The sequence below is a fragment of the Rhodococcus sp. NPDC057529 genome (assembly GCF_042802055.1).
GTDB lineage: Bacteria > Actinomycetota > Actinomycetes > Mycobacteriales > Mycobacteriaceae > Rhodococcus_F.
This window is the reverse complement of record NZ_JBHVEY010000011.1, coordinates 319000-333295: the sequence shown is the minus strand read 5'-3', so window position 1 is coordinate 333295 and position 14296 is coordinate 319000. Positions and strand designations below refer to the sequence as shown.

Genomic DNA, 14296 nt, shown 5'->3' with positions numbered 1-14296 from the left:
AGACCCGCAAGGTCGTCGGGGCGCACTCCTGCGAGCGCTCCGCCGTACCGACCCTGCGGGGTACGGGCTCCGTCCACCAGAAACACTTCGGCCACGCTTACTCCTTCACGGTGGGTGTCGTACATCTATTAATAACCGAATCTTCGGTCGGCTGACAAGGAGAATTGCGAACAAATAGTTGGACTGGAGCGAACAAATAGGGTGGCCGACTCATTTGCCGAACTGTGCTGCAGGATGAACCCATGACCGCATTGCCCGCGAGGCGCCCTTCGGGGCTGCCCGGCCGACCCGGATACGACCTCGATTCCCTTCTTTCCGTGGCGGTCGAAGTCTTTAACGAGAAGGGTTTCGACGGAACCAGCATGGAGACGCTCGCCATCAGGCTCGGCATCTCCAAATCATCTATTTATCACCATGTTTCAGGAAAGACCGAACTGCTCGAGCTCGCGTTGACGCGGGCGCTGAACGCCTTGTTCGAAGTCATCGCCGAGCCCGCGGCGGGGACCGGGCGCGCGATGGAGCGTCTCGAATACGTCGTACAGCGAAGTGTCTACGTCCTACTCGAGGAGCTGCCGTATGTCACCTTGTTGCTTCGGGTTCGAGGAAACACCGCGGTAGAGCGCCGCGCTCTGACCCGGCGCCGCGAGTTCGATTGCTTCGTCACCAATCTGGCCATTTCCGCAGCCGAAGAGGGGGATTTGGCGACCAGCGTCGATCCAGCCCTGATAGGTCGCCTGATGTTCGGCACAGTCAATTCGTTGATCGAGTGGTACCGCCCCCGCACCGGCGAGTCGGCCACCGAGTTGGCCAATACGGTCGTGGCATTCACGTTCGAAGGCTTGCGCCGCCGGCGCAGCGGAGAAATTCAAGGCTCACAATTTCAGACTCTTGACAACGGGAGCTAATTGCGACAATTCTTATTACCGACCGAACGTACGGTGAAATGGAGTTGTCGTGAGCAAGTTACTGGAAAGCTACGCCGCCGGACGCTGGTACACCGCGCCGGACGAGGGAACCCCGCTGCTGAGCGCGGTCGACGGCTCCGAGGTGGCGCGCATCTCCGCGACCGGTCTCGACCTCGGCGAGATGGTGACCTACGCCCGCGAGGTCGGCGGACCGGCCCTCGCGAAGCTGACCTTCCACGAGCGCGCCGCCGCCCTCAAGGCACTCGCCCTCACACTCATGGCAGGCAAGGACGAGTTCTACGCCCTCTCCACCTCCACCGGCGCCACCAAGCGCGACTCCGGCGTCGACATCGACGGCGGCTTCGGCACCCTCCTCAGCTACGCCAGCAAGGCCAGGCGGGAACTCCCCAACGACACCGTCTACCTCGACGGAGCGTTCGAACAGCTCGGCAAGAAGGGCACATTCCTCGGCCAGCACGTCTACACCTCGCGCCGCGGCGTCGCCGTCCAGATCAACGCGTTCAACTTCCCGGTGTGGGGTTTCCTCGAGAAGCTCGCCCCCGCGTTCATCGCCGGCGTCCCGTCGATCGTGAAGCCCGCGAGCCAGTCGGCCTACCTCACCGAACTCGTGTTCCGTCGCATCATCGAATCCGGTCTGCTGCCCGAGGGCTCCGTCCAGCTGCTGTGCGGTTCTCCCGCGGGGTTGTTGGATGAACTCGAGGGGCAGGACATGGTGTCCTTCACCGGCTCCGCCGACACCGCCTCCCTGCTGCGCTCACATCCCAGCGTGGTCGGCACCGGTCTGCACTTCACCGCCGAGGCCGACTCGCTGAACGCCTCGATCCTCGGTTCCGACGTCGAACCGGGCAGCGAAGAATTCGACCTCTACGTCAAGCAACTCGTCACCGAGATGACGGTGAAGGCCGGCCAGAAGTGCACCGCCATCCGGCGCGCCCTCGTACCGTCCGCGCTGATGGACGATGTCATCGCCGCGGTCGAGGCCCGGCTGTCCCGCGTGGTGGTCGGCGCCCCCGACGCCGAAGGCGTCACCATGGGCCCGGTGGTGAGCGTCGAGCAGCGCGACGAGGTGCTGAAGTCGCTCCGCGGCCTCACCAAGTCGGCGCAGATCGTCGTCGGCGACCCGGACAACTTCGACGTCGTCGGCGCCGACAAGGCGACCGGCGCATTCCTGCCGCCGATCCTGCTGCGCTCCGACGACAAGGACGCCACCGAACCCCACGACATCGAGGCGTTCGGTCCCGTCAGCACCGTCATCGGATACGACAGCACCGACGAGGTCATCGCACTCGCCGCCCGCGGCAAGGGCAGCCTCGTCGCCTCCCTCGTCACCCGCGACACCGCACTCGCCCGCGACATCGTCCTGGGCCTCGCCCCGTTCCACGGCCGCGTCCTCGTCCTCAACCGCGACGACGCCAAGGAATCCACCGGCCACGGCTCACCGCTGCCCGTCCTCGTGCACGGCGGACCCGGACGCGCCGGCGGCGGCGAGGAACTCGGCGGCATCCGCGGCATCCTGCACCACATGCAACGCACCGCGGTCCAGGCCACCCCCGACATCCTCACCGCGGTCGGGAACAAGTGGGTCACCGGCTCCCAGCGCAACGACGACGGCGTCCACCCGTTCCGGAAGAACCTCGCGCAGTTGCGGATCGGCGACACCATCGTCGGCGGCCCCCGCCAGGTCACGCTCGCCGACATCGACCACTTCGCCGAGTTCACCGGCGACACGTTCTACGCGCACACCGACCCCGAGGCCGCCGCCGCCAACCCGCTGTTCGGGGGCATCGTCGCCCACGGGTACCTGGTGGTCTCCCTCGCCGCCGGCCTGTTCGTCGAACCCAACCCCGGTCCCGTCCTCGCCAACTTCGGCGTCGACAACCTCCGGTTCCTCACCCCCGTCAAGGCCGACGACAGCCTCACCGTCACCCTGACCGCGAAGCTCATCACCCCGCGCAGCAGCGCCGACTACGGTGAAGTCCGCTGGGATGCAGTCGTCGTCAACCAGGACGGCGACCCCGTCGCGACGTACGACGTTCTCACCCTCGTCGCCAAGGGCGACCCCGAATAGAGCGTCGCCTCCGGCGGCGCCGATGAGAAGGAAGAGATATGAGTCTGAAAGTTGTCGTTTGTTACGGTCACCCCGACGACCCCGAGGCGTTCGACGCCTACTACCGCGAGACCCACATGCCGCTGGCCCGTAAGATCCCCGGGCTTGCCGAGTTCACGTGGGGCAAATGCAGTGCGCTCGAGGGTGATACGCCTCCGTACTACGGTGTCGCGAGTCTGTTCTTCCCGGACACCGAAACGCTGCACAACGCCTTGACATCGGAGGAGATGGGCGCGGCGGCCGCGGACGTGGCGAATTTCGCCACCGGTGGTGTGACGATGTATACCCAGGAAGAGCTTTCGGTCGTCACCGCATAAGTCTTCGGCCGGACCCCTGCCCTGTTCAGAGGGGGTCCGGCCGAGTTTCAACACGCAAGAGGGAAGAGGACGTATGCCAGTCGAGGTCGAAGCGGGTCAGTGCCGGGTGGCGCAGGAGATGTTCGAGTCCGATGTCGCGTCGAAGGCGCTCGGCATCGAGATCCTCGAGCTCAGCCCCGGCCGCGCGGTCGCGTCGATGGTCGTGGGTGAGACCATGGTCAACGGCCACGGCATCACCCACGGCGGCTTCGTGTTCACCCTCGCCGACACCGCATTCGCGATGGCATGCAACGGGTACGACTCCCCCGCGGTCGCCGCCCGCGCCGACATCCGGTTCCTCACCTCCACCCGGCTCGGCGACACCCTCGTCGCCGAGGCGGTGGAGCGGGCCCGCTACGGGCGCAACGGCCTCTACGACGTCACCGTCCGCCGCGGCGACGACGTCATCGCCGAGTTCCGCGGCGACAGTCGCGTGATCGGCCGCGCGAAGGCGACACCGGACAGGACGTGAGATCGGCGGCCCCCAATTGGTGGCCGCGTGTCAGGTTCCAGCCCCGCGGAGCAGGCCGCTGAGGTAAGCGTCGGCAGCATCCGACCAGCCAGGTGGCCAGGGATGTGCGTGCACGGCGCTGTCCAGGGCAGTGAGGACCTCGCCTATTCCCGGTCCTGCGTCCAGCAGAGGGCGGACGAGGCCATGCTCGGTGCAGGTGAGGACGGCGGGCACGAGTTCGCTGACGGCGTCGTCGGTACGGCCAGCGGCATGCAACGCACAGGTGAGAAGTAGATGTGCCCGCAGTTCGGCACGCGGTCGCGCCGAGTGCCTGGCGCGGGCGATGAGCTCAGTGGCCAACGTGATGGCCTGATCGGTGTTGCCCACATTGGCATCGACGAGCAGAAGCCGGATGGTCGAGTCGGTGTCGAGTTCGGCGGTAATCGCCGCAATGCCGTCGGAACCCGCACCGGTCAGCGGTGGGCGTTCACTTTTGCGGCGCTTCGTGATCAGACCTGCCCGGATACGCTCGTTCTCGATCCGGGCCGCTAGTCGTGGAAGCGACAGGTTGGCGGCGATCTCGGCACCTTCTCGTAGACGTTGCTCCGCCGCGGGTCGGTCACCGCGCACGGCCTTGATCCGGGCTCCGGTGCCGTAGGTGGCGAGCATGAAGTCCACGACCCCGCCTTCGGACCCGAGTTTGTAACTCTCGTCGAGAAGCTGTTCGGCGTCCTCGATGTGCCCCTGCTCGTACATCAGGTCAGCGAGGATCGCTCCGGCCAGCCGCACGGCATGCGAGGAGTGTCCGCCGATCTGCCGGGCAAGTTGTTGCGCGGCGCGAAACGCGTCATGAGCGGCGGCGGTGTCGAGTTGCTCCATGGCAGCGATACCGCTGAAACATGCCCCGTACATCACGCTGAACGGGCCAGTGGTGCGTTCGTGGTAAGGGGTGGCCCACTCCTGCCAGCGGCGGGCACCGGTGAAATCGAAGGTATAGATCGCTTGAAATGCGGCAACGTTGGCCGCCGCAGAGACGACGAACGGGCGCAGTGTGTCGGGGCGGGCGAGGCATTCGGCGATCCGTTCGTCCAAGCCGACGACGTGGTCGGAGAACAACTCACTGACTCCCCGGACGAGGGAGACCTCGGCGAGCAGGTCGTCGGCATCCTCGTTGGTGGTGCGCATATGTTCGAGTGTGGATTCGGCGCTGCGGAGGGCATCGTGGATCGGTTGGGGCCGGTGGTGCAGTAGGACATGGGCCCAGGCCACCGCGATCTGCAGTCGTGGGCGGACACGCACGTGCTCGAGGGCGAGTTTGGCGGTCAGTCCCAGCAGTGTGGCCATGTGGGAGTGCTCGATCAGCAGCATCCCCTCTGCCTCGACGAGATCTGCCGCAGTGTCGGGGTCGCCGGCGGCAAGGGCGTGGTCGACCGCCTCACTGAGCATGGAGTGATCGGCGAACCACTGCGCGGCCGCAGAATGCAGGTCCGCGACAAGGTCTGGGTGGTCGCGTTCGAGGCGGCGACGGAGGAAGTCGGCGAAAAGGTGGTGATACCGAAACCATTCGCCGTCGTCGTCGAGCCTGCGGAGGAACAGGTCGCGTCCCTCGATGTGTTCGAGCATTGCCTGCCCGCGGGGGATGCCGGCCAGCCGCCCAGCGAGGGGGCCGCAAAGTCGTTCGGTGATCGAGGTGCGCAGCAGGAAGTCCAGGATGTCGGGTTCGAGGGTGTTGAGGACATTCTCGGCGAGGTAGTCGCCGATCGCGTGGTGCCGGCCGGACAGGTGCGCGATCAAACTGGTGGGGTCCTCGCGGCCGCGCAGTGACAGTGACGCCAGTTGCAGGGCCGCCACCCATCCGTCGGTGAAGGTGCGCAAGCGGGCGACGTCATCCGTGGCCAGGGTGAGACCTGCCAGGTCGACGAGGAAGGACCGAGCTTCCTCGTCGTCGAAGCGCAGAGCGGCGGCGTCGATTTCGACCAGTTCGTCCCGGACCAGCAGCCGGCTCAGGGGTAGCCCGGTTCGGCTGCGGCTGGTCACCACGACCTGCAGGTGGTGGCAGCTGTTGGTAAGCAGGAAGTCGATGGTCTCGAGCGTGGTCGGATCGGTGATGCGGTGCCAGTCGTCGATGATCACCACGAGCAGTTCGCCCGTCTCGTGGATGTCGTTGATCAGTGAGGTGAGCACATACCGTTCGGCGTCGTCACCGTGTTCTTCGAGAACTTGTCCGAGTTCGTGAGCGAGGGCGGGACGCACCATGCGGATGGCCTCGATCAGGTGAGCGAGGAACCAGACCGTGTTGTTGTCGTCGGTGTCGATGCTCAGCCAGGCCACCGGAGTGCCCGCGGCGATCAGATGCTCGCGCCACTGGGCTGCGAGGGTGCTCTTCCCGAAGCCGGCGGGTGCGTGGATGAGGACCAGCCGTCGGCGCTGCCCGGCTTGGAGCAGGTCGAGCAGCCGGGCCCGGGGGACGAGGGCACGGGTCGGGGTGGGCGGCCGGAACTTCGTCGAGGCGCTCGGTGGCACAGTGGAAGAGGGCGTGCGTGGTGGTGACGTGGTGGCCGCCGCGGTGGCCTCGACCGGTTCGCGCGAACCGGTGAGGTCATCGGGTAGCGCCATGTCGTCGGCCGGTAGGCCCAGCTGCCGCTGCGCGTCGCGCAGCTTTTCGGCGAATTCGGCGACGGTACCGGGACGCTCGGCGGGTTCGCGGGACATCGCCTGCTCGAGGATGGTGCAGACCGTGTCCGGGACGCCGGTGGGACGCAGGTCGGGAACCGGTTCACCGGTGATACGTAGGAACTGGGCGACGATCCGTTCGCCGGGTCTGCGTTCGAACGGGGAGTGGCCGGTGAGCAGACAATAGAGGGTGACCGCGAGCCTGTAGACGTCCGACGTGATGGTGGGGGTTTCTCCCTCGAGGACCTCGGGGGCCGTGAACGACGGGGAACCTGCGACGGTGCCGGTGGTGGTTTCGAATCCGCCGCTGACCCGGGCGATACCGAAGTCGGTCAGTTGCGGCTCCCCGTAGGCGGTGATCAGGATGTTGGCGGGCTTGACGTCGCGGTGCACGATGCCCGCGCGGTGCGCGAGGTGAATGGCCCCGGCGAGTTTGACACCGATGGTCAGGACTTCGTGTACGGACAGAGGTCCGTGCTGACGGATGCGGGCGTCGAGCGAGGCGCCGGGGTGATACGGCATGACGATGTAGGGACGTCCGCGCGAGGTCACCCCGGTTTGCAGGACGTCGACGATGTTCGGATGTCCGGACAAGGTGCCCATCGCCTGTTGCTCGCGCAGGAATCGGGCGTGATGGTCCTGGTCCGTGTCCTCGGTGAAGAGCACCTTGATCGCCACACTGCGGTGCAGCTCCGTTTGCCGGCACCGGTAAACGACCCCGAACCCGCCGCGGCCGATCTCGCGGGCGTCCTCGAATCCGGCCTCGGCGAACTCGTCCTCGAGTGTCGGGCCCGCATCAGCCTGGGTCGGCTCGGGATCACCCGGATGCAAAGACATTTCATCCGTCCTACGTCGCACCCGGCACGGGCAGAATGCTCGCCGCGCGGTATCCGGGCACCGTCGGACGGTGGCCGCGTCGTTGTCGTGGGTGTGAGCGCATCTCTCCTCGACCATCGCCGTGCACAGACAGGTGGGCGATCGTTCCACCACGACAACCCCGGTGGCCCGGAGATGTTCCGGCCTCTAACGGTCACCGTCCTGGATCGACCCACTTCAGTATGCGCGTGGCGATCAGCTCGCAGGCGAACTCGCGTAGTTCCGCTCCCAGGCCTGCGGGACGATGTCGTGGCCGGTGACGAGTGCCTGTGCCCGATACTGCCGGGGTGAGATGCCGTAGGTGGTTTTGAACAGCTTGGAAAAGTACGAGGAGTCGAGGAGGCCCCATTGGGCGGCGATCGTCGCGATCGGTGTCGCACTGTTTCGAGGATCGACCAGATCGCGGCGGCAGTGTTCGAGACGTCGGAGGCGGATCCACTCGGTGACGGTGGTTTCTTCGCCCTCGAACATCTTCTGTAGATAGCGAGACGAAATGTTATGGGCGCGGGCGATCAGCGCCGAACTGAGCTCGGGATCGTAGAGCCGGGCGTCGATGAACGATTTGATCTGCAGCACCAGGGCGGCCCGGTGCGTTTCCGGGGGCACATTCGATTCGCAGCCGAGCTGTTCGGAAAGAGCTGCGGCCAGCAGATTGAGAACCCCATTCGACAGTTGTTGGTTGGCGGCGAGCTCTTCGACACCGCGGAGTTGCTCGGCAATACCGACCAGAAATTTGGACACGAGTTCGCCGACGCCCCGGCGACCGGAGACACGATGAGCGGTCATGTCTTTTAACGCGTCGGGCCGCAGATGAATCAGCTCGGAGGGAAACATCACCACCAACTGCGCGAAGTCCCGTTCGAACGCAACTTGGTAGGGGCGTCGGGTGTCGTAGATGCTGAAATCCCCCGGGGTCAGCGCCGCCTCACGGTCGTCCTGCGTCAGGACGCAGTATCCGCGCAGCTGCATCCCCAGTTTCAAATACCCGGGATCGGACCGGCGGATAGCCTCGGGGGTGCGGCGGACCTCGACCGCTCCCCCGGTCACCTCGGAGACCTGCAGTGCCCCGATCGCTTCGGTCAACAGGTGTCCATCGAAGACGCCGGGGGCGTGAGACTCGGCATCGAGCGGCACGAATGCGTTGGATACCGTTTCCCGCCATGCGCCGAACTTCTCTTGTGCGGGAAAGTCATTGAACGAATACAGGGAACTCACGGATCTGTCCTCACTCCCAGCTGGCCGCGGTGCCGTGTCGGCACCGTTCGGTGGCTGTCGTTGCTCGTCGCTCACGCGGCAAGCAAGTTTTCAGAAGCAGACACCCCTTTGGGAACAAAGGTTTTTGGCCTCTGCTCAGGGTGTTTCTGTCCTCTGTCGGCAACAGTAGCCCTGTCAGGGGTGGGGCATTGTCCGGAGAACGCAGAGACTATCCACTCTGCGCAAAGACTTTGTCACTCTGCCTATCCGGCCGTGCGTCATGCCTTGGTCAAGGTCACCGACGGAGGTTGGCCGTATCGCTTGCGATACTCGACGGAGAAACGACCGAGGTGCCGAAAGCCCCAGCGGTAGGCGATATCCGACACCGCACTATGGACCGGGTCGGCCGCGACCAGGTCTTCGTGCGCGCGTTCGAGGCGGATCCCACGCAGATACGCCATCGGTGCAGCGCCGACGTACCGGGCGAATCCGTCCTGCAGGGTGCGCACACTGCCGCCGACCAGCTCGGCGAGGGTGCGCACGGTCCAAGGTTCTTCGGGATGAGCGTGCATGGCATCGATCGCCGCCTTGACCGTCCGCGGGCGCGCGGCCGGCGCCCGCAAATCGAGCAACTCCCGCTGGTCATGGTCTGCCGACACCAGCAAACCCCTGGTCAGAGCCTCGACAAGGGGCCTGGAAACGAGCGGAGAGTAGAGCATGCTGTGGTCGGTATCCAGGTCTGACACGAGGGTCTTCACCAGTGCCAGCCAGCTGTTGACCTGCGGATTTGTCAGGTCGAGCACCGGGTCGAACGTTACCGGTGCACGCGTGGGCCGTCCGAGCATTTCCTGGAGTTCAGCCTCGAGATAGTCGCGGTCGAACTTGATCCCGTATTGGGCGCCGTCCGCGCTCCACCTGGTGATCTTCGTGGCCCGGTGCGGGAGGTAGATGCACGCCTGACCTGGGGTGAAAATGTGACTTTGGCCTGCGGATTCCGTGTCATGTCGACCGGCGACGGGGATGGCGACGTTGTAGGCGTTGCCGAGTTCGCCGAAGTCGAGACCGACCTCGACACCGTAGGAGAGTCGCCCCACCGTCAGCGGGCCGAGATGAACCATATGCAGGGACATTTCCATGTCGTCGCCCCCGCTGAGTTGATGCAGTTGGTGCGAGAAGTAGGTAGTCCCGAGCGCCGCTTGAGCCTCGTCGCGGTCGTGGGCGTCGAACGCCCGGACCTCACGTTCCTCTGCTTCACCGGCTGCGTCATCCGCCGCCCGTGGTGACTCCTGCATCGTCTTCTCGCCTCCAAAAACCCAGGTTACGCGACCGACGACGTCGCGACCGAACGCCGAATCCGAAGTGTTCACACCAGATCTTGGCAGGTTGGCGCCTGTGCCGACGCGAGATCCGCGGGCACGACGTGCCCGGATCGGACATATCGTCCTTTCGTCGATGTCCCCGACGCACCAGCGCTTGCTCCGCGGGGGGCGGTCAAGCTGCCGCTTTTGATGAGGGCTGCGCACGTAGGCAAGTCGGTGTGCGGATTTCTCCAACTATCCGTGCGCTCTATTGCATGACGGGGTGGCGCGGGCGTGTACATACTCGTGATGCGGGTCACAACTGACCACAGTAATCGGGTGCAGACACCCTCGAGCGCATGAAACAAGCGCAATCGACTCACCCAGAAATCCCGTGTCACACACACCGACGCGTCCGACGCGTCAGCAGGAGGAGACCTTCCATGAGCAAGCGAATCGCCATCGTCGGAGCAGGCACCGCCGGCCTGCACCTCGGTCTGTACCTGAACGAGAAGGGCATCGATGCAACGATTTTCACGGATCGTCGCCCCGAGGAGTACGCGAACATCCGGCTGCTCAACACGGTGGCGCACCATTCGGTGACCATCGACCGTGAGGACGCGCTCGGGATCGACCACTGGCCGAACGACGGCTACTTCGGTCACTACTACTACGTCGGGATCCCCGGCATGCCCATTCGTTCCTACGGGGACCTGGCCAAGCCCAGCCGCGCGGTGGACTACCGAATCCTGCAGCCGCAGCTGATGCGCGACTTCGAAGAACGAGGCGGCAAGATCGAATACCGGCCGATCGGTGTCGAAGACCTCACCGGCCTGTCGGACGAGTACGACTTGGTCGTCATCGGTACCGGCAAGGGCGGGCTCGGCACCCTGTTCGCCCGCGACGAGCAGAGCTCGCCGTTCAGCGAGCCGCAGCGTCAGCTGTGTGTGGGTCTCTTCAAGGGCATCGCGCCTGCCGAGACCCGGGCCGTGACCTTCTGCATCTCCCCCGGAGCCGGCGAGATGATCGAGATCCCCACCGTCACCTTCAGTGGCGACGCCACCGCCCTGGTGTTCGAGAACCACATCGGCAGCGACCTCGAGGTCCTCGCCCACACCCGCTACGAGGACGACCCGCGGGCATTCCTCGACCTGGTGATCGAGAAGCTCGAGCAGCACTACCCGATCACCGCCGAGCGCCTCGACAAGGAGGAGTTCGACGTGGCGAACAGCCACCTCGACATCCTCCAGGGCGGTGTCACTCCCACGGTCCGCCACGGTCACGTCAAGCTGGACAACGGCAAGCTCGCCGTTCTGCTCGGCGACGCGCACGCGACCGTCGACCCGGTCCTCGGCCAGGGCGGCAACATGGCTTCGTACGCCGCACACGTGCTCGGCGAGGAGATCGCCGGCAACGAGGTGTACGACGAGCTGTTCTGCGAGCGCGTCGACGCCCGCCGCGCCGGCCGAGTCCTCGGCGCCACTCGCTGGACCAACTTCATGCTCAGCAACCTCAAGGAATTGCCGAACCACTTCGTCGAGTTCCTCGGCCGCGTGATGATGGACCGCCAGCTCGCGGACCGGTTCACAGACAACTTCAACTACCCCGAAAAGCAGTGGGACATCTTCTCGAGCCCGGAGAACATGGTCGCCTGGATCGAGGCGAACGAGACCGGTGCAGAGGAGTCCGAGCGCCCTTTCGCACAGACGGGAGCACAGTCATGACCAGCGCGGCCGACGCTCCCCCCGCGCCCGAGGTTGTCCCCGCACCCGTAGAAGTCGCTGCTGACGCGAAGCAGTTCCGCAGCTCCGTTGCCCTGTTCGCTACCGGTATCGCGGTAGTGACCATGCAGGATGGCGACGGCAACGTCCACGGTGCCACCATCAACAGCTTCACCTCGATCAGCCTCGATCCGCCGACGGTGATGATTTCACTCAAGCCCGGATACGCGCACGAGCTGATCAGCAAGAGCGGCTGGTACGGGGTGAGCGTGCTCAGCAAGAGCCAGCAGAAGCACTCTCGCTACTTCGCCGGCAGCCGTGACAACGACTGGCATCCCCAGTTCGTCACCGGCGAGAACGTTCCTACCCTGTTCGGCAGCCTCGCGCGCTTCGAATGCAAGGTCATCGACACGATCACCGTCAACGACCACACCCTGTTCCTTGCGCGGGTGGCCCGGTGCGAATCCGAAGACGGATCACCGCTGATGTTCTTCGCCAGTACCTACCACCAGCCGGCGCTGGGCGAGAGCTGACGTCAGTAGTCCCGGGCGGCCGCTGACGCGATTTACCCACAAACACCTGAGATACACGGAGAAACCATGAAAACGCTCGAACGGAAGATTTACGGACACGGAGTGCTGATGATCCTCAGCACGCTGATCTTCGGGTTGTTCCTGTGGATGAACCTCGTCGGCGGCTTCGAGATCGTTCCGGGGTACATCATCAACTTCAACATCCCCGGAACCGCCGAAGGCTGGGCGAAGGCCCACGTCGGGCCGGCACTCAACGGCATGATGGTGATCGCCATCGGCCTGGTCCTGCCGAAGCTGGCGTTCCCACTCAAGACCGCCAAGAAGCTCGGGTACATCATCGTGCTGGATGGCTGGGGCAACGTGTGCTTCTACTTCTTCAGCAACTTCGCCCCCAGCCGCGGCCTGAGCTTCGGCTCGAACCGCCTCGGTGAGACCAACATCTTCGGCGTCCTCGCTCTGGCACCGGCCTACGTCTTCGGTGTCCTGGCGATCGGTGCACTGGCGATCATCGGGTTCAAGGCCCTGCGGCAGACCGACGCCGAGGATCGTGCCATCGAATCGGCAAATGCCTGAGATCACCTTCACCGAGCGGATCCGAAAGCTCGGGTCCCGCTTCACCGCCCCTCGACCTACCCAGAAAGAACTCGCGATGACCACTGCAGACACCCTGCCCGGCGTCGGCACACCGCTGCCGGCCGGGACTCCGACCCAGCTGTTCCTCAACGGTAACTGGCAGCCGGCCTCCGACGGCGGCGTCTTCACCAACATCAACCCCGCTACAGAACAGGTCCTCGCCGAGGTGTCGGCCGGCACCCCGGACGACATCGACGCTGCTGTCCGCGCGGCCCGGGCCCAGCTCGGCGGCCCGTGGGGCGCGACCCCCGGCGTCGTGCGCGGACAGATCCTGAACAAGATCGCGGATCTGATCGAGCGCGACATCGAGATCCTCGCCACGCTCGAGGCACTCGACGTCGGCAAGCCCGTCGGCCAGCCGAAGATGCTCGACGTCCCCAACGCAGCCGCCACGTTCCGGCACTTCGCCGGCTGGGCCGACAAGGTCACCGGCAGCGTCATCCCGACCGCCGGGTACTTCGGCAAGCCCACCCATTCGTTCACCGTCCGGGAACCGGTCGGCGTGATCGGGGCCATCGTCCCGTGGAACACCCCGCTGATGATCGCCGCATGGAAGCTGGCTCCGGCACTTGCCTGCGGTAACACCGTCGTGGTGAAGCCGCCGGAGGAAGCACCGCTGTCGATCCTGCACCTGGGCAAGCTGCTCGAGGAAGCAGGACTGCCCGCGGGTGTGGTCAGCATCGTGCCCGGCAACGGTGCCGTCACCGGCAACGCGCTCGTCGAGCACCCCGACGTCGACAAGATCAGCTTCACCGGCTCGCCTGCGGTCGGCCGGCTGATCCAGCAGCGCGCGTCGGCCACGTTCAAGCGCGTCACCCTCGAGCTCGGCGGCAAGTCGCCGCAGATCATCCTCGATGATGCCAATGTCGAGGCTGCAGTGCAGGGCACCGCGATGGGCCTGTTCTTCAACCAGGGCGAGGTCTGTGCGGCCGGCACCCGGGTCTTCGTACACCGTTCGCTCTACAACGACGTTGTCGAAGCTCTCAGTGGAGCGGCTGACGCGCAGGTTCTCGGCGATCCGTTCGATCCGTCCACCACTCTCGGTGCGCTGGTCAGCGCCAAGCAGCGGGACACCGTCCTGTCCTACATCGAGCAGGGCAAGAAGGAAGGTGCTCGGGTCGCGGCCGGAGGTTCCCGGCCCGATCACTCCGGGTACTTCGTGCGGCCGACGATCTTCGCCGATGCCACCAACGACATGACCATCGCCCGGGAAGAGATCTTCGGCCCGGTCGGCACGGTCATTCCGTTCGACGATCCGGAGGAGGCGATCCGTCTGGCCAACGACACCCAGTACGGTCTCGCCGCCAGCATCTGGACGCAGGACGTGTCCCGGGCACACACGCTCGCCCGTCAGGTGCGTGCCGGTGCCGTCTGGGTCAACGGCTGGGCCGCCATCGACCCGGCGCTGCCCTGGGGCGGGATGAAGACTTCCGGCATCGGCCGCGAGCTCGGCTACGCCGGCATCCTCGCCAACACCGAGGAAAAGGTCGTCACGATCGTCCTCTAGATCCGATCGGCTGGTTGGCTC

The 14296-nt window shown here is 65.4% G+C and carries 11 protein-coding genes; 8 read left to right on the top strand and 3 right to left on the bottom strand.

What is annotated here, in order from left to right:
- Window positions 1-242 precede the first annotated feature (242 nt).
- The 4 genes from ACFU5V_RS23505 (at window position 243) to paaI (ending at window position 3861) form a co-directional block, all read left to right on the top strand.
- Complete coding sequence (locus ACFU5V_RS23505; protein WP_378702309.1) at window positions 243-905, top strand: TetR/AcrR family transcriptional regulator; 663 nt, start codon at window positions 243-245, stop codon at window positions 903-905.
- Window positions 906-954: 49 nt separating this feature from the next.
- Window positions 955-2994 (top strand): phenylacetic acid degradation bifunctional protein PaaZ, encoded by a 2040-nt coding sequence (paaZ, locus tag ACFU5V_RS23500; RefSeq protein ID WP_378702307.1) that lies wholly within the window; start codon window positions 955-957, stop codon window positions 2992-2994.
- A gap of 38 nt (window positions 2995-3032) precedes the next feature.
- Entirely contained in the window at window positions 3033-3350 is a 318-nt protein-coding gene (locus ACFU5V_RS23495; protein ID WP_378702305.1) for an EthD family reductase, read from the top strand.
- A 73-nt stretch (window positions 3351-3423) separates the two neighbouring features.
- Entirely contained in the window at window positions 3424-3861 is a 438-nt protein-coding gene (paaI, locus tag ACFU5V_RS23490; RefSeq protein WP_378702303.1) for a hydroxyphenylacetyl-CoA thioesterase PaaI, read from the top strand.
- Window positions 3862-3891: 30 nt separating this feature from the next.
- Here paaI and ACFU5V_RS23485 read toward each other — a convergent pair whose 3' ends face one another.
- The 3 genes from ACFU5V_RS23485 to ACFU5V_RS23475 form a co-directional block, all read right to left on the bottom strand.
- On the bottom strand, window positions 3892-7350 hold the full coding sequence (locus ACFU5V_RS23485; RefSeq protein WP_378702301.1) for a protein kinase: 3459 nt from the start codon (window positions 7348-7350) through the stop codon (window positions 3892-3894).
- Window positions 7351-7584: 234 nt separating this feature from the next.
- Entirely contained in the window at window positions 7585-8604 is a 1020-nt protein-coding gene (locus ACFU5V_RS23480) for a helix-turn-helix domain-containing protein (RefSeq protein WP_378702299.1), read from the bottom strand.
- 257 nt (window positions 8605-8861) lie between these two features.
- The gene (locus tag ACFU5V_RS23475) at window positions 8862-10136 is read right to left on the bottom strand and encodes an AraC family transcriptional regulator (protein ID WP_378702297.1); all 1275 of its coding nucleotides are present in this window, start codon (window positions 10134-10136) and stop codon (window positions 8862-8864) included.
- Window positions 10137-10324: 188 nt separating this feature from the next.
- On the opposite strand from ACFU5V_RS23475, the gene styA reads away from it, so the two are divergent.
- The 4 genes from styA to styD all read left to right on the top strand — a co-directional run bounded on the left by styA (window position 10325) and on the right by styD (window position 14275).
- The gene (styA, locus tag ACFU5V_RS23470; RefSeq protein ID WP_219455339.1) at window positions 10325-11605 is read left to right on the top strand and encodes a styrene monooxygenase subunit StyA; all 1281 of its coding nucleotides are present in this window, start codon (window positions 10325-10327) and stop codon (window positions 11603-11605) included.
- The gene (styB, locus tag ACFU5V_RS23465) at window positions 11602-12135 is read left to right on the top strand and encodes a styrene monooxygenase NADH-dependent flavin reductase subunit StyB (RefSeq protein WP_378702294.1); all 534 of its coding nucleotides are present in this window, start codon (window positions 11602-11604) and stop codon (window positions 12133-12135) included. Before styA ends, styB begins: the two co-directional genes overlap by 4 nt.
- Window positions 12136-12201: 66 nt before the next feature.
- Entirely contained in the window at window positions 12202-12708 is a 507-nt protein-coding gene (gene styC / locus ACFU5V_RS23460) for a styrene-oxide isomerase StyC (protein WP_065493735.1), read from the top strand.
- A 76-nt stretch (window positions 12709-12784) separates the two neighbouring features.
- A complete protein-coding gene (styD, locus tag ACFU5V_RS23455; RefSeq protein ID WP_378702292.1) occupies window positions 12785-14275 on the top strand; it encodes a phenylacetaldehyde dehydrogenase StyD in 1491 nt (496 codons plus the stop codon).
- Window positions 14276-14296: the final 21 nt, after the last annotated feature.

What these genes read in the sequence shown, in the direction of transcription:
- ACFU5V_RS23495 (WP_378702305.1), top strand. Translation starts at nt 3,033, where the DNA reads ATGAGTCTGAAAGTTGTCGTTTGTTACGGTCACCCCGACGACCCCGAG.
- styA (WP_219455339.1), top strand. Translation starts at nt 10,325, where the DNA reads ATGAGCAAGCGAATCGCCATCGTCGGAGCAGGCACCGCCGGCCTGCAC.
- paaI (WP_378702303.1), top strand. Translation starts at nt 3,424, where the DNA reads ATGCCAGTCGAGGTCGAAGCGGGTCAGTGCCGGGTGGCGCAGGAGATG.
- styB (WP_378702294.1), top strand. Translation starts at nt 11,602, where the DNA reads ATGACCAGCGCGGCCGACGCTCCCCCCGCGCCCGAGGTTGTCCCCGCA.
- styC (WP_065493735.1), top strand. Translation starts at nt 12,202, where the DNA reads ATGAAAACGCTCGAACGGAAGATTTACGGACACGGAGTGCTGATGATC.
- ACFU5V_RS23485 (WP_378702301.1), bottom strand. Translation starts at nt 7,350, where the DNA reads ATGTCTTTGCATCCGGGTGATCCCGAGCCGACCCAGGCTGATGCGGGC.
- styD (WP_378702292.1), top strand. Translation starts at nt 12,785, where the DNA reads ATGACCACTGCAGACACCCTGCCCGGCGTCGGCACACCGCTGCCGGCC.
- ACFU5V_RS23505 (WP_378702309.1), top strand. Translation starts at nt 243, where the DNA reads ATGACCGCATTGCCCGCGAGGCGCCCTTCGGGGCTGCCCGGCCGACCC.